Here is a 17,167-nt window from a genome sequence, read left to right on the forward strand (position 1 = left end):
AACTGCACGGCGTCCGGCGCCGCGCCAAATTCATAAACGCCATGCTCAGACAAATATTTCTCAATCCAGCCGCGGAGTGTGGTGGGGAAGTGGTACATATCAGACGATGGGACATTGCGGACCACGCCGAAAATTGTCTCACGGCTGTATTTTAGGATGTTCGGGGCAGCGCGCAGCGCTATTGACCACCGCTTAAAGTCTTCGTCATCGTTTTTTATTTTTTTCTGCGCCCAGCGATCGATCTCACCGGCGATATTTTGGCAGTCGACATCACCGACCCACAGCGCGCAGGCGATTTCACGATCAAGGGCATCATGCGTTTGGGTATAGCCGCGCTTATGTACGGTTTTCGTCGTTTCTGCTTCCGACTCCGGGGCCGGTTTCAGCAGCTGCTCAACGTATTTGCGGATATTGATGAAGGTCGATTCAGGATCGGTTTCTTCATAGCGACGCGCGACCCCGGCAACGAAAGCCGCGAAGCGCTCGGGATCCATGCAGGAAACGGCAGGCAGGCGTAGAGCCTGCAGCATATCGGCGATATAAGCGGATTCGCCGCTCAATGCTGTGTTGATGACATTGGTCATCTGCGATTTACTCAGCACGGTGTCGATCACCTCGAAACCATGCAGGATGACGGCGACAGCCCGCGTGTCAGCGCTCATTTTTGCGAAGTACGCTCGCGGCTCTTGCCCGTGGGCTGGCTCCCCGCCGTCACTGGTCGCCTCGTCTACCGGTGGCCTTTGGCTGCTGTTAGTTTCTATCGCTCCTGCATCACCTGCAGGTTTGTGCTGCTCCTGCACTTGTTCGCGCTCAGCCGCAGGGATGACCTGCCAAGACAGGTTATCGTCCAGCTTGTAGCGCAGGCACCAGGTATCACAGAACGCCGCTTCTGGCGGCAGATCGTCAACAACGGGGTAATTGGTGCGCACCGGCTTGAAGTAAGCGGATTGATCCAGCTCGGCGTCCTCGATGTGGTTTTCGAGGTCGCGCTTTGCCCGCGCATCGTTCTTTGCTTCAAACCAGATGAAAAGCGAGGGTTTCCCTGACTTTTGCTTTGCCTTTAAATGGTAGGCGTAGACGTTTTGCATTGTGCAATTCTCCTGAGTTTTAGGTAGAATGCAGGCCGATCGGTGCTGCATCCTCGATGTGGTCATTGGTCATGCCTCGGCTGTTAGGGTTGGTCCCCTGGCAGCCCGTCACCGGGACGTTAAGCCGGTAGACTGGCCCGCCTTGTGCGGGCCTTTTTACTTTTAATCGCAATAACTCATTCGGCAGTGCGGACAATCAATAATGTGGGTGCTCGCTGCCTTTTCTACGGAAATTCCGGAAACAAAGTCGCCATGTTTATTCTCAACTGGAACATAAACATCCTTGTTGCAGCGGTAACAAACCCCGTCAATTGGCGAGAAATTCGGAAGGCGGTTTTCATTGCAATATTGGCTCTGGGCCTCAATTGCTAATTCTGTGTTGAAAGTTTGCATTATATAAATCCTCTCTTTGATTTATTGAAATGCGCCCTACGAGTTGACGCCCCGGGAGGGAAACGCATGACGCATTTCAATATTTGAAAAAGCCCCGCCATCGCTGGCGGGGAAGACTACACACAGCAATTAGTGGGTTGTGCGTTCTGCTGAGCCGCCAAGCATTGCCATCATGAAGGACAAAAGCATTTCTTTCTTTTCGTCGCTGGTAATTAAATGCCCGTCAGTAATATTGTTTGCTTTGCGGTAAATTTCTTTTACTGCGCAGTCAGGACAATCAAATTCACCGAGATCGGTTCCGTCTGCTAAAACTGCACCAACTGGTAATTCATCGTTTTTGGTCTTGGCGATATATCCAATGACATTATCGTTTTCAGATACGGAATGAATACCTGTGTGAATTTTTTCACAAACTAAAGTTACGCTGGTTACTTTCATGGTCATGCCTCTTAGGTTAATTAAGTTGGTTGCCGGTTACGTTTCCGGCGCCAGAATATGGCCGTTCCCTGGTGTGGCTGATTAATTCACAACGCGGTCGTGCAGTTCTTCGACGCGCTTGCTCATTGTGCCCAACTGCTCCTTGGTGCCGTTCAATGCATGAGACAGGGCATGACCCATCACCTCATTGAAGGTTGGCTCTTTGGCCTTCGGTTTGGATTGCTCCGCCAGCAGCTTAATCTGGCTCTGCATGGTTTCGGCTGCACGCAGAACGGCAGTACCGGACACGTTCTCGACTTTGGTTCCCGGCTGCTGCAGCTGGAGCTGCACCAGCTTCGCGCGCTTCACTACTTCGGCGATCACTGCCGGGATTGTGCCGGCCAGCAGGTCGGCAGCAGGGCGGAGATCTGCATCGGCCGAAATGGTGTCTTTGCCATACAGGCGGATCAGGCGCTCAACGGCCTCGGCGTCCGGCGGCGTCACGTTAATGATGGCGTCCAGTCGGCCCGGGCGGAGCATCGCAGGGTTGATGTTCTCCAGGTGGTTCGTGGTCAACACGGTTATGATGTTGTTGGCCTTGGTGTCGATGCCGTCGAGGATGTTCAAAATGTCATCCATAGCGACGGAACGCTCGCCGCTGACAGCACGGTCAATGTCTTCGCAGAAAATCACGCATGCCGTTTCCTGATACTGCTTGGCGAACTCAATCGCATCAGCCAGCTCATCGGAGCGCGGCACGTATAGATAGGTGACGCCGTTGTCGGTTGCCAAACGGGAAGCTACGGTTGCAGCCATCGTTTTACCTGTGCCGTATGGCCCGCCCAGCAGCACGCCGCGTTTTACCGGAATGTCGTTCGCGATGCAGTCGGTAATGCGTTCGATCGGCGTGAAGAGGTTGGTTTCGATCGCTTCGGTCACTTCACGAGAATAAACCAGCATGTCGCGGCTAATGGACGACGTGTCCAAGAACTTTGGTTCTGGCATTTCGATCAGGTCGCCGTCGTCATCGCGGAAGCGAATTTTGATGGCCTTACCGGCGTAGATGGAGCCGCGCTTCAGGATGTTGGCAATATCGTCAAACAGCTCTTTTATGACGCTTTCGTCCTTACGCTGAATTTTTGCAGCTGTCACAAAGCAGATGCGGCCGTCTTTGCGATCGGAATCAGTCTGAACGAAACCATCGATGCCAGGCAGGCTGAAACGTCCCCACGGAATTTCTTTGGTTTGGTTCGGCCCGACTTCAATGTTGATCATCGCTGGCGGTTGGCTACCAAAAAAGCCCGGAGTTGACTCGGCCGCTGCCCAGCCGAAACGGTTGGTTAATGCCTGTGCTAATGCGTTTGCGCCGTCCCACGGGAACACGTTAAATTCGCGGCGGATGATCACTTTCTCGCTCAGGTAATCACGGCGGCGCTCCAGCAAATCGATCGCATCCTGAACGCCCATACCGACAGGAATAGTCAGTTTTTCGCCGTGGTGAACAACTTCGGCAACGTGAACCTGCTTTTCTACTTCATTCAGTGACTTAGACATCATTTTTTCCTCTGTGGTTATGTCAGAACACCCCGTTCTGACTTTGGTCATGCCGTGTTTGGTCCTGCCCATTAATTCGGGCATTTTTTACTGCTGTTTCAGGTGGTGCTTTAGTGCGTGCCGGCTGGCTCGAATTCCGGCGGGATCCGCAGGGATTCAAAAGGGCGCTTGATGGCCCGTAGATTGCCGACCGGTTCGAACCGGTAGCGGCCGCGGATGTAATCGAACGATGCTACCCACGGCGCGCCGGTGCGCGAGTTACGGAGGCTGACGGCCTTACCGCTGTTTGGGACGATCTTGCTCATTGCCATGCCCCTTTAAAAATCAGTGCAGCTACGATGACTCCCGTCCAGAACAGGCCGCAGGTGCCGACGACAATTACAATCCAGAAACCTCTGTCGCTCATGATTGCCTCGGTGGCGCCCCGTAGGGCGCGGTGAGTGTTACTGGAGAGCTGCGTTAAATTCTGCTTCTGACATGGCCTCATCGCCTTCCGCCAGACTGTCGAAATACTCATCGTATGATGTGAACATCGTGTTGCCCTCTGCTGTGTGGTCTGTTGGTCATGCCTCGGTGCTGTCTTTCCAGCTGTCAGAACGTTTTTCACCTGCTGCGTTAGCGAATCATCCCGGTCTTCGTGCGCCCCGGGCGGCTACTTCGTGGGCTTCCTGCCTGTTCGCTGCTGCTTGATGGAAACAATTAAGCCAAAGACTTAGACTTATGTCAAGTCATTGGCTTATTAAAATCTTAAGTCATAAACTTACAATGGTCAGTTAAGAGGTGGGGTTATGTGAAAGATACAAAAAACCGGCTCGGGGCCGGTTTGGTTGTGGTTAGATTAGATTTTGTGCACCTACGTCTACGTGACGGTGCGGAAGATGATTAAAGGTGTCATCCCAAACGAGCCAGTAACACGTCCCATCAAAGTTTTAATGATGAGAAGCATAGAATCCATAGCGCTTTTTAAATCGTTTAGATTATGAGGGTAGGGGGCATCAGGGTTATCTAATTTTTGATCATCGGCATAAGCATCCAAAAAGCCTAAGATATGCCACTCCCCAGGAATAAACGGCCCGTACTTTAAGGCAATATCCCCCATTCCAATCGTCAAATTACTTGGATTTACTGACATCCAAATTTGATTCCCTTCGGAGTCGGCGAAATCAATCTGAGACGATGTAGGCAAGAACTTAACCATCTCCTCTGCAGCTTCAAGTCCTTTAACTTCTTCTTTTAAAGAATTTTTTATAGATTGAGACTTCGCGTTCTTAATTTCTGCAAGCTTGATCTTTTTGAACGTAGGCATGAATTGATGAACCATATTAGCATCAAAAATTTTCATCATACCGCTCACCAAAACGAGATCGCCCAATCTTGCCCCTTCTAATGACCTTCTGATTCTACCTTGCTCTGAAAGTTTATCTAACAAATTCAAGGGAAGGCTCCAGGAAGAGTCGAAAAACCTTTCCTGAGAACGGCTAACAGCCTCTGCAGCAGATAATGCCCCAGCGACTAAAGGAATACCGATCTTGGCGTCCTTTTTTAGGCTATCAGACTCTTGGGATGATTGTTTGACTGAAGTGATAACCCCTGTAGAAAAAAGCTGCGCTGTCAAGGCGCTGATCCGCTCTCTGTCTATATAAAGGTAATCATAGAGTGAATTTGTGTTTTGTGATTCTTGATCCATCAATGTGCTCCTGCTTGATATTCGATTTTTTCTCCGAAATATCAATCTCTTTCTCTTTGATGTCATTCAAGATCTGGCGTATCTCATCGGCACAACTGCGCTGCGATGCACCTGAATCTTTGTTGAAAAATTTCTTCATGATGACAATCACCCTGAGGCACTTAGTATTTCAAGTATGCCTCTGTAACTGTGAGAAAGCAATCGAACCTATTTGCTTGTATTCTAATGGAAAAAATTAGTCTGTGAATATCTGTATGTTTTTATTGCGGTTTTAGCACGCCTATTTATCGACCGGCTTATACCGCCCGCGGAGGTACTTCTCAACGTAATCATCGATCTCTTTTAGTCGAGCACTGAATACTGCCATCATATTTTTTTGTTCTACTTCAGGTAACTGCCTGTATAGCTTCAGCAACTCCATTTCATCTGGGTTCAGCCCGCTGCTTTCTTCGACATTATCACCAAGTAACCATGCAACTGATACGCCAGTAGCTTCTGCAATTGCTATGGCAGATTTCTTGCTGATAACTCCTTTTTTAAACCAACCATTAACTGACTGAGGAGTGACGTCAGCGATCCTGGCCATCTCTGACTTAGAGAAGCCTCGCTTGGTGAGTTCTGTAAGGCGCTCAAACAAGGTTGAGTCAGCGAAATTTTTTTCTTTCATTGCAGCATGATAAGCCTTTTGCTTAAACAATTGAATCAGCCAAAGGCTTGACTTTTTATTAAGTCTTTGGCTTAATTTTCTCACTTCTAGACCGGAGAAAATTATGAGTGGTTTAACTAAAGCAATTCAGATAGCGGGAACAGCATCCAACCTGGCCGCTCTATTAGGCATTAAGCCTATGTCAGTTAGCCGTTGGAAAACTCGTTACAAAGGGGCAGTCCCTGCAGATCGCGTACTGCAAATTTATAACGTAACAGGTGTAACCCCCCACGAGTTAAGGCCCGACCTTTACCCCAACCCAACGGACGGTTTACCGCCAGAACAGCAGGATACCAAGCCTGCAGCCTAAGGACATGATTTATGGAAATCAAACACGAGCAGATCCGCGACGCGCTGCGTGGATGGGCCACGGAGGCCACTCAGCGCACGGTCGCGGCGGAAATCACCCGCGCTTACTTCAAGTTGGAAATGCAGGCGCCGCAGCTGGCGCAGATCGAACGCGCCGACGGCAGCGTTGATGATGCTGCATGGCACAACAACAAGCAGCAGATCTTTCGCTGGCTCGACAGCGATAGTGCTAGCGCCCGCCAGAAAATCCAGGAACTGCAGCCGGCGATCCTTGCTGCGCTGCCGGCGGTGCTGCGCGCCCGGCTGGTGGCGGGGAACAGCATCGAATACCTGGCAATCCGCGCGCTGAAGGAACACCAGGAGGCGATCGCCGCCGCGCTGCTGCACGCATCACCGGCAGATTTTGAAAGAGAGTGCGACGAGGCAGAGCGCAGCTTCTACGAGCTGCGGCGAGCCTACAGCGCACTGCATTAACCGAGGCATGACCAATGACCATTAATCACGACGATTTCCTGCAGAAGCAGATCACCGCGCAGCTGCGTGAGGCACGGTTCGACGAGGCGGTCGCCACGACGTCGGCGGCGGCTGCCGTACAGCACCAGCGCCACAACCCGAACATGAAACTGCCCGACCTGTTGGTCTGGGCGCGAAGTTTTGCAAAGCACTGCCAGCGTTTGAAAGGGAAGCCAGCGCCGCAGGGGACACGCGCGACGGCGCGAAACTGACCTTTTAGAAACGCAAACCGTAACGCTGTCGGCGTTACAGATTACAGAAAGTTGAGGCACATATGGCGGCAAGTTGGATCAAGGTTGAAGTGATAACCCCGGATAAACCGGAGGTGTTCCAGCTGTCGGAAATCCTGAATCTGGACCCGGACGCCGTGTTAGGCAAGTTGGTCAGATTATGGGCGTGGGCCGATCAACAGACCATTGACGGTAACGCAAAGTGTAACGCTGCGAGCGTTACAAAAAATGCAGTTGATCGGATCACTTTCGTTTCCGGTTTTGCAGATGCGCTGATCAGCGTTGGCTGGCTGGCGCTCGATGGGGAGACGTTGGTTTTTCCGAACTTTGAAAGGCATAACGGGAATTCATCGAAAAAACGAGCACTTACAAACAATCGCGTTGCAAATGCCAGGAAAGTGAAACGCGGGAGTAACGTAAAAGGTAACGCAATTAGTAACGCTGCGAGCGTTACAGATGCGTATCAAAAAGCGTTACCAGAAGTAGAGGAAGAAGAAGATCTAAAAGATAAACCCCTCTCTCTATCGGGAGCGGGCGAAATTTCATCAGATGGACAGGGATCACCGCCGACACCCTGGGAAGACCAAGACGACGAGAACCCATGCGGAAAATTTCCGATGAGCGCCAGCTGGGCGCCGACGGTTGATTTCCAGCGATTGGCGGCGTTGTGGGGCCGAATTATCGACGGCCCGGCGCCGGGATATACCCCGCAGGAGCTGGCGAGCTTCCAGGCGTACTGGAAAGCCGAGGGCAGGGTATTTAACCAGACGCAGTGGGAGCAGAAATTCGCCGACAGCGTGCTCTACGAGCGCCAGGCGGCGGCCAAACGAAAGCAGCATGCAGGAGGTTCAAATGCGACCAGATACACCGCAGCAGCCGCTACCGCTCAGCAGCAGGTCAGGGCCGCACGAAACGCAGAACGGGAGCGACAGGGCTTGGCTCCTCTGGGAGACGATGGCGGGGATCTACGCCAACCGCTGGGTGACCAAGAACGGGGTGGCACCCTCCACGATCTGGGGCCAGACGATTTCGAAATTCTCAGATGATCAATTGGCCTACGCCGCGCGCCGGTGCATGGAGCGCTGCAGCGCCGGTAACCACTGGCCGCCTGACCTCGCGGAATTTACCGCGATCGTCGGCGAGTGCACGGCTAACCCGTTCGGCTTGTCGGCGGACGACGTCATGACCGAATACCGGCGTTGGCGCAACGAATCTTGGCGTTTCGACGGCGCAGATAGTTTCGACTGGCGCCATCCGGTGCTGTTCCAGATTTGCCCAGAGCTCCGTCGCGCCGGCGTAGAGCGCAAGCTGGGACACAACGAACTCGCCGCACTGGCCGGCCGGCTGCTGGCGAAGTGGGCAAAGCAGGTGGAAATGGGATTCTCAATCCCGCCAGTGCGAAAAACGAAAGCACTGGAGAACAGGCCGCCGGGCGACGCACAAGTCGCTGACACGGACGGCCGCTATCAGCGAAAGGGCATGGAAATGCTGGCACGGATCCGCGCCAGCATGGGTAACAACAACGTGAAATAATCGAGGCATGACCAATGACCAGAATCACAACCCGGCAGTTTGTCGAACTTATCCAGGGCAAAAATCTATCCACTGCGGAGATCAGCGCACTAACGCATGAAAAACACCCAGGGAACAGCATGACACGATCGCAGATCTGCATTCGGCTGAAATCGATGCTCCGGTCGCCAAACGTGAACATGATTCGGACCGGGCAGGGGAACAAGGCGCGCTATCACCTGATAGGCGTGAATGAGCGTTTCTACGAGCTGGGGGAAGTTAATTTCCGGCCAGCCGGGCAGAAAACCAGGCCGGACAAAACGCTGTGGCACTTCAACCCGGTAGAACTGCGGTTTTGCTACATGCACAAAATGTTTGATCAGGCGCTGGCTGGTGTGCGTGGGAGGGCTTGCTGATGTTCGGTTTATTCCTGCTCGTTTGCTACACCTACCAGCCATGCGATTACGTTCCCCAGGGGTGGGTATATCCCGATCGCTCCAACTGCCTCGAAGATATTCGTCAGCAGTCCCTGCCCGCACAGTATGAGTGTTTGCCGGTTGATGGTGTTATCCCAGTGCAGAGATCGCACGATACGAAGAGCTGAGCGAAGGAGAAACAAGTAATACCTCGCATTGATGACCAAAGTGAACCGGTTTAGTCATCAATGCGAGTCAATAAGGTTTATTTTTGCTCATCGTATATGGACACTTGACTGATGCCGAGATGCTGTAATTCATTGTATTTAGCTGTGTATTCCTTCGCTATGGCTTCCCTTTCTTCAAGTGTTAATGAAGAGTCAGAAATTGATTCTTTATGCTTTTGTTCAAGTTCATCGACTTCTTTTTGTAGTTGAAGAATAGAATCTGGCGACATTTTAACCCCCTAATCTGTATTGTTAAATTTTTGCATCAGTTTGCCGTAAAATACAATTTAATCAAACTGATAATGATCCAGCTATTCGCTAGCTGTGACTATATTATAACCCAGCTTGAGGTGCTGACCCCATCTCAAACCGTTTCAGCGGCTCTCCATTTGTTTTGCAGTAAATCACACAAAATACTGTTTATATGTACAGTATTTTGGTGTAATAATTAAAACACGAAGTGAATCCGAGAATGTCGGAGAAAAATATAATGGATGTAAAACAAGATGTTGCTCATATTTTGCCCGAGAATGGTCGGGCGCTGGTTTACATGACCCACGGGGCGATAACTGCGGTTTTACCGCTGAAGGAGAGCCAGATCGTCGCCGATACTGAGCTCATGATTGTGCTGCTCCGACGTATGGGCTACGACGTCCGGAGAAAGTGATATAATCCTCTCATCAGCCTGAACAGCTGGTCACCTGCTGCGCCACCACGGAGACGAAAATGGCGCAGTATTCGTTTTACAAATCCCAAGGCGGGATCCTCGTGCCGGCAACGCCCGACACGGTCGATTTCGTCACGAACAAACTCAAGCTGGGGGCGGTTGTCATTGGCGAGTTTAAGCGCGCCCGGAATCCTGGACTGCACCGCAAATTTTTCTCACTCCTGAATCTCGGTTTTGAATACTGGACCCCGACTGGCGGCGCAGTATCAACGTTTGAGCGCCAATTTCTCCGCGGGTATATCAATCGCCTGGCGCGCCATGTTGACGATGCTGGCGTGTTCTATGCGCTGGCGGACGAATACCTGCAGCTGGTGGCCGAGAAGCGCGCCGAACGACTGACGATTGCAAAATCCTTCCACGCTTTCCGCCGATGGGTGACCGTCGAAGCGGGGCATTATGACCTTTTTGAACTCCCCGACGGTTCGACCCTGCGCGAGCCGCGATCGATCTCATTCGCAAAAATGGATGACCTCGAATTTAACGACCTGTACCAGGCAGCGCTTAACGTGCTGTGGACCTTCATCTTAAACAAATCCTTTCCAACCATCGCCGAGGCAGAGAACGCCGCGGCTCAGCTTATGGATTATGCAGCATGAGCAAACTGACAGACGAGGCCCGCGGCCGTGATTGCCAAATCAGGATCCCCGGCATCTGTAACCGAAACCCTGAAACAACCGTCGCCGCACATTACCGACTAGCCGGTACCTGCGGCACGGCAATAAAGCCAGATGACACGCAGGCGGCGTGGGCCTGCAGCGCCTGCCACGATGAAATAGACCGCCGCACACGCCTTATCGACGCGCACGATGCTCGACTGATGCACGCCGAAGGTGTCATGCGCACGCAAGAAATTTTGAGAAAGGAAGGAAAGCTATGATCTACCCTGACAACATCGGTAAAGGCGACGGCAAAGAGCTGCATTTGCGTGCACTGGAGCGCGTTTGGATACAGGGGCGGCTGAAAATGTGGGGCCGGTGGTCAGGGATGGAAAGTTTCGGCAGGGCCGGCAACATGTTCAACCGACTACTGACGAGCAACAAGGTGACAAAAGCGGCGATCACCCAGGCCCTCAATCAGTTGAAAAAGGCAGGATGTGAGCAGGAAGAATTGCGCCAGTATTTACTCGACATTCTGGAGGGGAAACAAAAAAGCAGCCTGGCATTTTGCACTGATTCGGAGGCGGCGATTATGGATCGGGTGATCGGTGCCGTCCTGCTGGATTACCCAGGGCTGAAATTTATCATTCAGCAGCGCTATATCGGGAAAGGAAAAAGCCTGAAGGAGATGGCTGCAGATCTGCATGATTGTCGCCCTGATTGGAGCATGCGCACCTGCGAGACGCGCGTCGCGGTGTGGGTGAAAACGGCCGAATTCTTGCTTTACAGTCCGATGAGTGAGGCATTTGAGGTGAATAGTGAGCGATTTTATCGTTGACTTTGCGCGGAAAATGGTTAAATTGAGATAAGCTTCGCGAAGTAGTACCCGCAGCGACAAATTCAAAAGAAACCCGCCATCGTGCGGGTTTTTTTATTGTGAGATTTATAGGGTTTTGTAAAAATTTATAGATTTTAGCCTATGTACATATGTATCCTATTAATCCCTGAAATTAATAGGTAATCGCGTATGCATATGTTAAACGGGTTTGATGGTTTGTTTCACCTTCATGAACCAACAACACCTACAATTATGAGTGCAAATGTATCCAGGCTTTTAAAAAAAATCTTTCCAACTTCATCTGTTTCAGGTAGCTATTTCAGATTAACATTACCGAAATCTTTTTCCCCTTTGGCGGGTGAGTGCTATTACAATGTAGCCAAAATGATTAGGGATAATGGTGGGGGAGAGCCGGTTTTAGGCTGGATGATATGGGAAAGCTCAACCCTGATTGAGGGGGAGGCGCATTGTCTTTATAAATCACCTGAGGGTGAGATCTTAGACATCACTCCAAGAGTGTCAGGCGAGGAAACAATATTTTTTGTTCCCGACTCGAGAGTCCATCCATCTTTAGAACATATCTCCGGCACTAAATTTAAGATGTATCAGAACACGAACCCTAAGCTGGCTAATAATTATGAAAGATTTGAGCCATCGCAACGGGTAGAGCTTGATTTCGATCAGTCTGAGATTCGTGTGATAAAGCTAGTCGATTACCAAGACAGTTTTTTATTTGAAAAATAACTAGCGCGTTTTATTTAGAATATAAAGGCCACGTTAAATGTGGCCTTTTTGTTTGCTAGGAGCTATTGATGGACAAGAACGAACCATATTTTTTCAATCCCGACTTAAGTAGTGAGCAGCTTGAGGATTGGTTAAATCAGCAGAGGCTGTATGTAGCACACTACAACCAGTTGAAAAGTGAGAAAGCTGCTTTGGTGAAGCAGCTCTCAGAGGTTGATACTGCGTTGGAATACTATGCTAATTTAGTGACGCCAGGTGAATTAAGTTTTCCGTGGGATCCCAGTCCTCTTCTAAGAACTCATCAAAAGTAAAGGCCACCCTAGGCAAACTAAGCGATTCCATAAACTCTCGTATATCCTCGGGCAATTTATCAATGCGTAGTTCGTCTTGAATCACAAATAGACAATCGGCCAAAGACAGCTCTCGAATTTCTTCCGGCTTCCAGGCTGTTTTTGTGAAGATTAAATGGTATAGGGCATTTTTGCCTTTAAGCGGTTCAAAAATGGTGGCAAATTTTTTCCGGTGCTCATTTAGCACGATTTCAAGTGTGAATACTTGTGCCGAGCGATTCTTAATGCGGTTGTCTTGCTCACTGCCATTGTAATATGCCGAGTGATTGAGATTTCGATTTTGGCAGACCTTTGCCTTGATAACGTGCCACAGATTGTGAACTGCGCTCATAATGCATCCTTCTTGGTTGTGCGAGAACTCCCAAGATACCACTGCCGCCTGTGGTGGGAAAATAACAGGCAAATAATTTCGGAACTGCGCTAACAAGTGGCTTTTTCAGCCCCAGCCAACGGGCGACACACGGCACACCCTCTTACCGCCAAATCGTTTACGGCTGGTGGTTGAATCCTATGGGCATGCAGAAAAAGCATTCGGTTTCTCTGCTATGGCATCAGAGAAACCATGATTGATGGTGAACCAACCAGTAAGGCGAACAAGATGACGCTGCCAATAGCGACAGCTGCTGCTAAGTCTTTTTTCATATCATTATCCCCGATTAATGTGTTGGTATTACTGCGAACTCTGTCGGTTCGGTGTTTCTTCTAATTGCCAGGGCTAATCTGGTTAAGATGCCCGCGTGTGCGGGCTAGAGAAGCCATTTGGTATTTCAAGTGTTACAAGGTCGATATAGCGATTGCTAACTCTATATGACAATTTCAACTTAGGACTATTCCGAAGTGGGGGCAAGTTTTCCGGGGAAATAATGCGTCCTTTTAGGACAAACCTCAGAAAAAAACCCGCACAGCGGCGGGTTGAAAGGATGATTGCTACATGATTTTTATGTAGACGATGAGGTGCTGTGTGTGTCGTCTTTTAGCGACACTACAACAATGCTTTTAAGCGGGCAAGCCGATTTCCCAAAAAGTAAGAAAATTCTGTAATTCGGCGTTATGCCGAGTAGATAACGTAATTCCAGTATGTTTTTAGTCAATCTTACGGGTATTCATAAGCACAAGTATGTGATTGAATAGAATGATAATGTTGTCATGTTTCTGATGAATGCTACTCATCAGACGGAGGTACTCACTTGATACTCGTTATCTAATCCCCCCCGGATTATGTGAGTATCTCCCTCGATGGGATGCTGCACTAATCGGAGCGCAACGGAAAGAGTGCTTGAGTCCTTTTACGGGCGATTGGCACAGCAATAGTACTCTTTTCGTTGTGGTGAATTGCAGTCCTCCGAGACAAGCCGAAGATAAGCACCGGCCGCCACGACACCCTACCAAGCCTCAGCCTAATTGCTGGGGCTTTTCGTTTTAGCCTCCTTGCTAAATCAGTCAACCACACTGCAAACATATCCTGACCTTGAGTGACTACGGCGGGAGGCTAAACCATTCCTATCACCCGGTACCGGGACAGATCCCCGGAAGGGGGAGGTATGAAGATGGACAAATACAGCTCCCAGCTCTCGTACTGGGTTGCTTCACTGTTGGCCGCAGCTGGCGCCATGACATTGCAAGATTGGGCTGTATTAGTGGGGATCTTCGTTGCCGTTTTTACGGCGGGGGTGAACTGGTATTACAAACGCAAATTGGTCAACAAACTCACAGCCGTCGGTTATGACAAAGAGCGCGCGAAAGCTGCCTATAAAGCGATGAGCGAGTGATGCCATGAACTCACAATTGAGAAATAAAATCGTCGCTGCCATAACCACTGGCGGCGGGGCGATTGCGATCGCCACTGCAATGCTCGGCGGCCACGATGGGTTAGAGGGGCGGCGGTATGTGGCCTATCGCGACGTTGTCGGCGTTCTGACGGTCTGCGATGGACATACCGGCGCCGATATTATCCTCGGCAAGCGATACAGCGACGCAGAATGCGATGCGCTGTTGAAATCTGACCTGCAGAAAGTCGCTCGGATTGTCGATCCGGCTATCAAGGTGAAAACCACCGAAACCCAGCGCGCCGCTATTTACTCATTCTCGTACAACGTCGGCCCGTATGCGTTTATCGGCTCCACGATGCTGAAAAAATTGAACGCCGGCGACCCGGCCGGCGCGTGCGGTGAACTGAAGCGCTGGAAATATGCCGGCGGCAAAGAGTGGAAAGGGCTGATCACCCGGCGTGAAGTCGAAACCACCGTCTGCACCTGGGGCCAATCATGAACGGATGGGTGAGCAAGATCGCCAGCGGCAGCCTGGTGCTTCTGTTGCTGGTGGCTATCTTTCTTGGCGGTTACAGCTCGCTGTTGTCGCACCGGTTGCAGTTGGCACGCCAGCAGGCCGCAGAACAGCAGAAGACGCTGGCACAACAGGCCGGGCTGATAGCCACGCTGCAGACGCAAGATGCGCAAAACCGCGCGCTGATGGCGGCGCAGCAACAACGCGAGCAGCAGCTGCGCCAGCAGCACGACACCGCCCAAAGGAAATACCGTGAAGCGATTAAAAACGATCCCTGCGCTGGTCAGCCTCTGCCTGGCGCTGTGCTTGAGCTCTTGCGCCCGGACACCGGCACAACCCCCGGCGCCGTTAATCCTCTTTCCCCCTGAATCAGCCTTCACTCTGTGTGAGCAGCCAGAAATGGCCGGCGATACATGGGGCGACGCCGTCAGCTATACGCTGGCACTACAAACCTCACTGAAAATTTGTGCCGGCAGAATTGCCACGCTGAATGCCTGGCGGGCCGGCTTACTGGAGAAGACGAGTGAAAAAAAATGATACTGACGTGCTGGCTGTCCTGCTGGTGGGCGGTGGCGCCATTGCCATTGTGATCGGTCTGGGCCTGCTGTTCTCCTGGGGAATGCTGGCCGCGTGGAATCTGTTGGCATCGTCCGCCGGCTGGGCGTCCATCGTGCCAATTAACTGGGGAACGGTATTCGGCCTGATGCTGGTGATCATCTTCGTGCGCCAGCTGCTGCGCCGCAAAAAAGAATAGTGCACCCAAAGCGCCGAGCCGTCGCCGTTCTCCTGCCTTAGCCACGACCCGGGCTCCTCACGGTGAGCGAGCGGGAGAAATCAAAAACGGTTAATACCCCGCGAGCTAGGGGGCGGTCATAGCGGAAACATCAGCCGTGGTAGAAGAAACGGTGTGACAGCCGGAGAGACGGTAAGTAAACAACTACTTAATAAAGTATAAAATTTAGTGTTAAATTAAGATGTCACTTATTTACTTAGAGGTAAAAATGGCATCCTGGACTTGTCCATATTGCGGGCAGATAGCAACCGAGAAGGCAGTTCCTGCAAAAGCAGAATCTATGGTTTTTCGAGAAGATACTCGATATGGCACGCCTATTATGATGACCTCTTTGATAGAGGTATGCCCTAATGACGAGTGTAAAGAGATTGTGGTTTCATCTGGACTTTCAATCGCTAAGTTTGTGGATGGACAGTGGACTCCACAAGAGAGGTTAGAAGTATGGAAACTGCGGCCTCAAGCAGCAGTGAAGGTATTTCCTGATTATATCCCTCGAGCAATACTTGATGATTACAAAGAGGCCGCACTGATATGTAACTTATCCCCAAAAGCATCTGCAACACTAGCTAGACGATGCATACAGGGAATGATAAGGGACTTTTGGGCTGTTAAAGCTGGAAGGTTGGTTGATGAAATTAATGCTATAGAGGGTCAGGTAGATCACGGGACATGGGAAGCCATTAACGCCATTCGAAGCATTGGGAATATTGGTGCTCACATGGAAAGAGACATCAACTTAATTGTAGATGTCGAACCTGAAGAAGCTGAGTTACTCATCCAGCTTATAGAAGTGTTGCTTAAAGATTGGTACGTCGAAAGAGAAGAACGCCATAGAAGAACAAGCAAAATTGTGGAACTAGCCAAAGCAAAGCAGGCGGAAAGAAAGGCTGTCAAAAACTAGACCCGCTTCGGCGGGTTTTTTTGCCCATCACAGAGCATCTATCCAGGTGCTGCGTAATGCGCAAGCAAAGCCACAGGCGACACCCACCGATCACTCAGATCATGGTTGCCCGTGGCTTTTTTTATTCACGGAGAACGTTATGGCAAAACAGGATTGGGGAGCCATTCAAAAGCTGTTCCTCGCCGAATACGCCAAAACCAAAATCTCCCCGAAAGAATGGTGTGAGGCTAACGGCTACAACTACGCCACCGCACGCCGGCATATAAAAATCCCTGCGCAAGGGAAAGAGAAAAAAGCGCAGAAAAAAATGCGCAGTGTGCAAGATGCGCAAATTCCCGAAAATCCCGCGCCCGTTACGCCCGGCGTTTCAGCTGCTGGTGGCGATGAGGAGGGGAAGGGCAAAGAAAGCCCAAGCCTTTTAAAACCACAGCATGAACAATTTGCGCAGAACATTGCGCAAGGCATGCCGCAGAAAGAAGCCGCGATTTGCGCAGGCTACGCGCCGACGAATGCCGAATCGCAAGCCTCAATCCTGATGAGCCGGCCGGACGTAAAGGCCCGAGTGCAGGAACTGCGCAATAACGCCGCGCTGTTGGTTTCGTTCAACGCCGGCCACCTGGCGGAGCTGTCGTATAAATCTGCGCAGTTGGCGCTGCAGAATAAAAAATTTGGTCAGGTCGCGCCGAACGTGAAGAACGCCGCGCAGCTGACCGGCATCGACATGAGCACGAATAAAACCGAGGTGAATGTCGATCTGGCCGGTTTGAGCTACGGCAAAGTTTGCATCGTGACCCCGGCTAACTGCCCGGCGGACGTGTGGGCTGCTCACATGGAAAAGCTGCGCGAGGGAAAGCCGACGGCCCAGTCATAATTGACGGCGTTC

29 protein-coding genes are annotated in these 17,167 nt (G+C 51.0%); 19 read left to right on the forward strand and 10 right to left on the reverse strand.

Annotated elements, in window-relative coordinates:
* From QMZ29_RS24960 to QMZ29_RS24995, 8 genes are all read right to left on the reverse strand, one after another.
* Positions 1–1,088: RecE family exodeoxyribonuclease (locus QMZ29_RS24960; RefSeq protein ID WP_349306502.1), on the reverse strand; the 1,088-nt coding region annotated here is incomplete at its 3' end.
* 162 nt (positions 1,089–1,250) lie between these two features.
* Positions 1,251–1,481 carry a hypothetical protein gene (locus QMZ29_RS24965; RefSeq protein ID WP_133160061.1) on the reverse strand — a complete coding sequence of 77 codons (231 nt, stop codon included), beginning with the start codon at positions 1,479–1,481 and terminating at the stop codon, positions 1,251–1,253.
* A gap of 129 nt (positions 1,482–1,610) precedes the next feature.
* Complete coding sequence (locus QMZ29_RS24970; RefSeq protein WP_282995044.1) at positions 1,611–1,919, reverse strand: hypothetical protein; 309 nt, start codon at positions 1,917–1,919, stop codon at positions 1,611–1,613.
* A gap of 81 nt (positions 1,920–2,000) precedes the next feature.
* Positions 2,001–3,452 (reverse strand): AAA family ATPase, encoded by a 1,452-nt coding sequence (locus QMZ29_RS24975; RefSeq protein ID WP_072271596.1) that lies wholly within the window; start codon positions 3,450–3,452, stop codon positions 2,001–2,003.
* A gap of 110 nt (positions 3,453–3,562) precedes the next feature.
* Entirely contained in the window at positions 3,563–3,757 is a 195-nt protein-coding gene (locus QMZ29_RS24980; protein WP_060437647.1) for a hypothetical protein, read from the reverse strand.
* A 554-nt stretch (positions 3,758–4,311) separates the two neighbouring features.
* A complete protein-coding gene (locus tag QMZ29_RS24985; RefSeq protein ID WP_197769956.1) occupies positions 4,312–5,139 on the reverse strand; it encodes a DUF6414 family protein in 828 nt (275 codons plus the stop codon).
* On the reverse strand, positions 5,102–5,278 hold the full coding sequence (locus QMZ29_RS24990; protein ID WP_261465348.1) for a hypothetical protein: 177 nt from the start codon (positions 5,276–5,278) through the stop codon (positions 5,102–5,104). Before QMZ29_RS24990 ends, QMZ29_RS24985 begins: the two co-directional genes overlap by 38 nt.
* Positions 5,279–5,419: 141 nt before the next feature.
* The gene (locus QMZ29_RS24995) at positions 5,420–5,806 is read right to left on the reverse strand and encodes a helix-turn-helix domain-containing protein (RefSeq protein ID WP_197770369.1); all 387 of its coding nucleotides are present in this window, start codon (positions 5,804–5,806) and stop codon (positions 5,420–5,422) included.
* A 103-nt stretch (positions 5,807–5,909) separates the two neighbouring features.
* Here QMZ29_RS24995 and QMZ29_RS25000 point away from each other — a divergent pair, with 103 nt between their 5' ends.
* The 7 genes from QMZ29_RS25000 (at position 5,910) to QMZ29_RS25030 (ending at position 9,013) form a co-directional block, all read left to right on the forward strand.
* Positions 5,910–6,155, forward strand: coding sequence for a transcriptional regulator (locus QMZ29_RS25000; protein ID WP_041922220.1), 246 nt, complete (start codon positions 5,910–5,912; stop codon positions 6,153–6,155).
* Positions 6,156–6,166: 11 nt separating this feature from the next.
* Positions 6,167–6,628 carry a toxin YdaT family protein gene (locus QMZ29_RS25005; RefSeq protein ID WP_282995048.1) on the forward strand — a complete coding sequence of 154 codons (462 nt, stop codon included), beginning with the start codon at positions 6,167–6,169 and terminating at the stop codon, positions 6,626–6,628.
* A gap of 14 nt (positions 6,629–6,642) precedes the next feature.
* Entirely contained in the window at positions 6,643–6,879 is a 237-nt protein-coding gene (locus tag QMZ29_RS25010; protein ID WP_060447357.1) for a hypothetical protein, read from the forward strand.
* A 62-nt stretch (positions 6,880–6,941) separates the two neighbouring features.
* Entirely contained in the window at positions 6,942–7,943 is a 1,002-nt protein-coding gene (locus QMZ29_RS25015; RefSeq protein WP_282995049.1) for a DnaT-like ssDNA-binding domain-containing protein, read from the forward strand.
* 4 nt (positions 7,944–7,947) lie between these two features.
* Complete coding sequence (locus QMZ29_RS25020) at positions 7,948–8,430, forward strand: replication protein P (protein ID WP_126181463.1); 483 nt, start codon at positions 7,948–7,950, stop codon at positions 8,428–8,430.
* A 14-nt stretch (positions 8,431–8,444) separates the two neighbouring features.
* On the forward strand, positions 8,445–8,825 hold the full coding sequence (locus QMZ29_RS25025) for a hypothetical protein (RefSeq protein WP_282995050.1): 381 nt from the start codon (positions 8,445–8,447) through the stop codon (positions 8,823–8,825).
* On the forward strand, positions 8,825–9,013 hold the full coding sequence (locus QMZ29_RS25030; RefSeq protein ID WP_282995051.1) for a DUF1482 family protein: 189 nt from the start codon (positions 8,825–8,827) through the stop codon (positions 9,011–9,013). Before QMZ29_RS25025 ends, QMZ29_RS25030 begins: the two co-directional genes overlap by 1 nt.
* 77 nt (positions 9,014–9,090) lie before the next feature.
* Here QMZ29_RS25030 and QMZ29_RS25035 read toward each other — a convergent pair whose 3' ends face one another.
* Positions 9,091–9,282 (reverse strand): hypothetical protein, encoded by a 192-nt coding sequence (locus QMZ29_RS25035; protein WP_282995053.1) that lies wholly within the window; start codon positions 9,280–9,282, stop codon positions 9,091–9,093.
* A 260-nt stretch (positions 9,283–9,542) separates the two neighbouring features.
* Between QMZ29_RS25035 and QMZ29_RS25040 the strand changes: the two genes are divergently transcribed.
* The 5 genes from QMZ29_RS25040 to QMZ29_RS25060 all read left to right on the forward strand — a co-directional run bounded on the left by QMZ29_RS25040 (position 9,543) and on the right by QMZ29_RS25060 (position 11,957).
* The gene (locus tag QMZ29_RS25040; RefSeq protein WP_015377497.1) at positions 9,543–9,719 is read left to right on the forward strand and encodes a hypothetical protein; all 177 of its coding nucleotides are present in this window, start codon (positions 9,543–9,545) and stop codon (positions 9,717–9,719) included.
* A 59-nt stretch (positions 9,720–9,778) separates the two neighbouring features.
* A complete protein-coding gene (locus QMZ29_RS25045) occupies positions 9,779–10,375 on the forward strand; it encodes a DUF1367 family protein (protein WP_282995055.1) in 597 nt (198 codons plus the stop codon).
* Complete coding sequence (locus QMZ29_RS25050; RefSeq protein ID WP_282995057.1) at positions 10,372–10,656, forward strand: DUF1364 domain-containing protein; 285 nt, start codon at positions 10,372–10,374, stop codon at positions 10,654–10,656. Before QMZ29_RS25045 ends, QMZ29_RS25050 begins: the two co-directional genes overlap by 4 nt.
* The gene (locus QMZ29_RS25055; RefSeq protein ID WP_198809296.1) at positions 10,653–11,213 is read left to right on the forward strand and encodes a DUF1133 family protein; all 561 of its coding nucleotides are present in this window, start codon (positions 10,653–10,655) and stop codon (positions 11,211–11,213) included. Before QMZ29_RS25050 ends, QMZ29_RS25055 begins: the two co-directional genes overlap by 4 nt.
* Before the next feature lie 189 nt (positions 11,214–11,402).
* Positions 11,403–11,957 carry a hypothetical protein gene (locus QMZ29_RS25060; RefSeq protein ID WP_282995060.1) on the forward strand — a complete coding sequence of 185 codons (555 nt, stop codon included), beginning with the start codon at positions 11,403–11,405 and terminating at the stop codon, positions 11,955–11,957.
* A 237-nt stretch (positions 11,958–12,194) separates the two neighbouring features.
* On the opposite strand, the gene QMZ29_RS25065 is transcribed toward QMZ29_RS25060, so the two are convergent.
* Positions 12,195–12,638 carry an ECs1072 family phage-associated protein gene (locus QMZ29_RS25065; RefSeq protein ID WP_282995062.1) on the reverse strand — a complete coding sequence of 148 codons (444 nt, stop codon included), beginning with the start codon at positions 12,636–12,638 and terminating at the stop codon, positions 12,195–12,197.
* 1,210 nt (positions 12,639–13,848) lie between these two features.
* On the opposite strand from QMZ29_RS25065, the gene QMZ29_RS25070 reads away from it, so the two are divergent.
* The 7 genes from QMZ29_RS25070 to QMZ29_RS25100 all read left to right on the forward strand — a co-directional run bounded on the left by QMZ29_RS25070 (position 13,849) and on the right by QMZ29_RS25100 (position 17,155).
* Positions 13,849–14,076 carry an HP1 family phage holin gene (locus QMZ29_RS25070; protein WP_282995064.1) on the forward strand — a complete coding sequence of 76 codons (228 nt, stop codon included), beginning with the start codon at positions 13,849–13,851 and terminating at the stop codon, positions 14,074–14,076.
* 4 nt (positions 14,077–14,080) lie between these two features.
* Complete coding sequence (locus QMZ29_RS25075) at positions 14,081–14,575, forward strand: lysozyme (RefSeq protein WP_282995065.1); 495 nt, start codon at positions 14,081–14,083, stop codon at positions 14,573–14,575.
* Positions 14,572–14,958 (forward strand): DUF2570 family protein, encoded by a 387-nt coding sequence (locus tag QMZ29_RS25080; RefSeq protein ID WP_282995067.1) that lies wholly within the window; start codon positions 14,572–14,574, stop codon positions 14,956–14,958. The genes QMZ29_RS25075 and QMZ29_RS25080 overlap by 4 nt, the downstream gene beginning before the upstream one ends.
* Complete coding sequence (lysC, locus tag QMZ29_RS25905) at positions 14,843–15,127, forward strand: Rz1-like lysis system protein LysC (RefSeq protein ID WP_502950673.1); 285 nt, start codon at positions 14,843–14,845, stop codon at positions 15,125–15,127. Before QMZ29_RS25080 ends, lysC begins: the two co-directional genes overlap by 116 nt.
* Positions 15,114–15,344 (forward strand): hypothetical protein, encoded by a 231-nt coding sequence (locus QMZ29_RS25090; protein ID WP_015377505.1) that lies wholly within the window; start codon positions 15,114–15,116, stop codon positions 15,342–15,344. Before lysC ends, QMZ29_RS25090 begins: the two co-directional genes overlap by 14 nt.
* A 247-nt stretch (positions 15,345–15,591) precedes the next feature.
* A complete protein-coding gene (locus tag QMZ29_RS25095; protein ID WP_282995071.1) occupies positions 15,592–16,284 on the forward strand; it encodes a DUF4145 domain-containing protein in 693 nt (230 codons plus the stop codon).
* Between the two features lie 139 nt (positions 16,285–16,423).
* A complete protein-coding gene (locus QMZ29_RS25100) occupies positions 16,424–17,155 on the forward strand; it encodes a terminase small subunit (RefSeq protein ID WP_282995072.1) in 732 nt (243 codons plus the stop codon).
* Positions 17,156–17,167 lie beyond the last annotated feature (12 nt).

It is taken from the genome of Serratia sp. PF-27 (assembly GCF_030053255.1).
Lineage (GTDB): Bacteria > Pseudomonadota > Gammaproteobacteria > Enterobacterales > Enterobacteriaceae > Serratia > Serratia bockelmannii.

Excerpts from the sequence above, each read along its gene's own strand:
- QMZ29_RS24965 (WP_133160061.1), bottom strand. The coding sequence starts at position 1,481 with ATGCAAACTTTCAACACAGAATTAGCAATTGAGGCCCAGAGCCAATAT.
- QMZ29_RS24970 (WP_282995044.1), bottom strand. The coding sequence starts at position 1,919 with ATGAAAGTAACCAGCGTAACTTTAGTTTGTGAAAAAATTCACACAGGT.
- QMZ29_RS24975 (WP_072271596.1), bottom strand. The coding sequence starts at position 3,452 with ATGTCTAAGTCACTGAATGAAGTAGAAAAGCAGGTTCACGTTGCCGAA.
- QMZ29_RS24980 (WP_060437647.1), bottom strand. The coding sequence starts at position 3,757 with ATGAGCAAGATCGTCCCAAACAGCGGTAAGGCCGTCAGCCTCCGTAAC.
- QMZ29_RS24985 (WP_197769956.1), bottom strand. The coding sequence starts at position 5,139 with ATGGATCAAGAATCACAAAACACAAATTCACTCTATGATTACCTTTAT.
- QMZ29_RS24990 (WP_261465348.1), bottom strand. The coding sequence starts at position 5,278 with ATGAAGAAATTTTTCAACAAAGATTCAGGTGCATCGCAGCGCAGTTGT.
- QMZ29_RS24995 (WP_197770369.1), bottom strand. The coding sequence starts at position 5,806 with ATGAAAGAAAAAAATTTCGCTGACTCAACCTTGTTTGAGCGCCTTACA.
- QMZ29_RS25000 (WP_041922220.1), top strand. The coding sequence starts at position 5,910 with ATGAGTGGTTTAACTAAAGCAATTCAGATAGCGGGAACAGCATCCAAC.
- QMZ29_RS25005 (WP_282995048.1), top strand. The coding sequence starts at position 6,167 with ATGGAAATCAAACACGAGCAGATCCGCGACGCGCTGCGTGGATGGGCC.
- QMZ29_RS25010 (WP_060447357.1), top strand. The coding sequence starts at position 6,643 with ATGACCATTAATCACGACGATTTCCTGCAGAAGCAGATCACCGCGCAG.
- QMZ29_RS25015 (WP_282995049.1), top strand. The coding sequence starts at position 6,942 with ATGGCGGCAAGTTGGATCAAGGTTGAAGTGATAACCCCGGATAAACCG.
- QMZ29_RS25025 (WP_282995050.1), top strand. The coding sequence starts at position 8,445 with ATGACCAGAATCACAACCCGGCAGTTTGTCGAACTTATCCAGGGCAAA.
- QMZ29_RS25030 (WP_282995051.1), top strand. The coding sequence starts at position 8,825 with ATGTTCGGTTTATTCCTGCTCGTTTGCTACACCTACCAGCCATGCGAT.
- QMZ29_RS25035 (WP_282995053.1), bottom strand. The coding sequence starts at position 9,282 with ATGTCGCCAGATTCTATTCTTCAACTACAAAAAGAAGTCGATGAACTT.
- QMZ29_RS25040 (WP_015377497.1), top strand. The coding sequence starts at position 9,543 with ATGGATGTAAAACAAGATGTTGCTCATATTTTGCCCGAGAATGGTCGG.
- QMZ29_RS25045 (WP_282995055.1), top strand. The coding sequence starts at position 9,779 with ATGGCGCAGTATTCGTTTTACAAATCCCAAGGCGGGATCCTCGTGCCG.
- QMZ29_RS25050 (WP_282995057.1), top strand. The coding sequence starts at position 10,372 with ATGAGCAAACTGACAGACGAGGCCCGCGGCCGTGATTGCCAAATCAGG.
- QMZ29_RS25055 (WP_198809296.1), top strand. The coding sequence starts at position 10,653 with ATGATCTACCCTGACAACATCGGTAAAGGCGACGGCAAAGAGCTGCAT.
- QMZ29_RS25060 (WP_282995060.1), top strand. The coding sequence starts at position 11,403 with ATGCATATGTTAAACGGGTTTGATGGTTTGTTTCACCTTCATGAACCA.
- QMZ29_RS25065 (WP_282995062.1), bottom strand. The coding sequence starts at position 12,638 with ATGAGCGCAGTTCACAATCTGTGGCACGTTATCAAGGCAAAGGTCTGC.
- QMZ29_RS25070 (WP_282995064.1), top strand. The coding sequence starts at position 13,849 with ATGAAGATGGACAAATACAGCTCCCAGCTCTCGTACTGGGTTGCTTCA.
- QMZ29_RS25075 (WP_282995065.1), top strand. The coding sequence starts at position 14,081 with ATGAACTCACAATTGAGAAATAAAATCGTCGCTGCCATAACCACTGGC.
- QMZ29_RS25080 (WP_282995067.1), top strand. The coding sequence starts at position 14,572 with ATGAACGGATGGGTGAGCAAGATCGCCAGCGGCAGCCTGGTGCTTCTG.
- QMZ29_RS25095 (WP_282995071.1), top strand. The coding sequence starts at position 15,592 with ATGGCATCCTGGACTTGTCCATATTGCGGGCAGATAGCAACCGAGAAG.
- QMZ29_RS25100 (WP_282995072.1), top strand. The coding sequence starts at position 16,424 with ATGGCAAAACAGGATTGGGGAGCCATTCAAAAGCTGTTCCTCGCCGAA.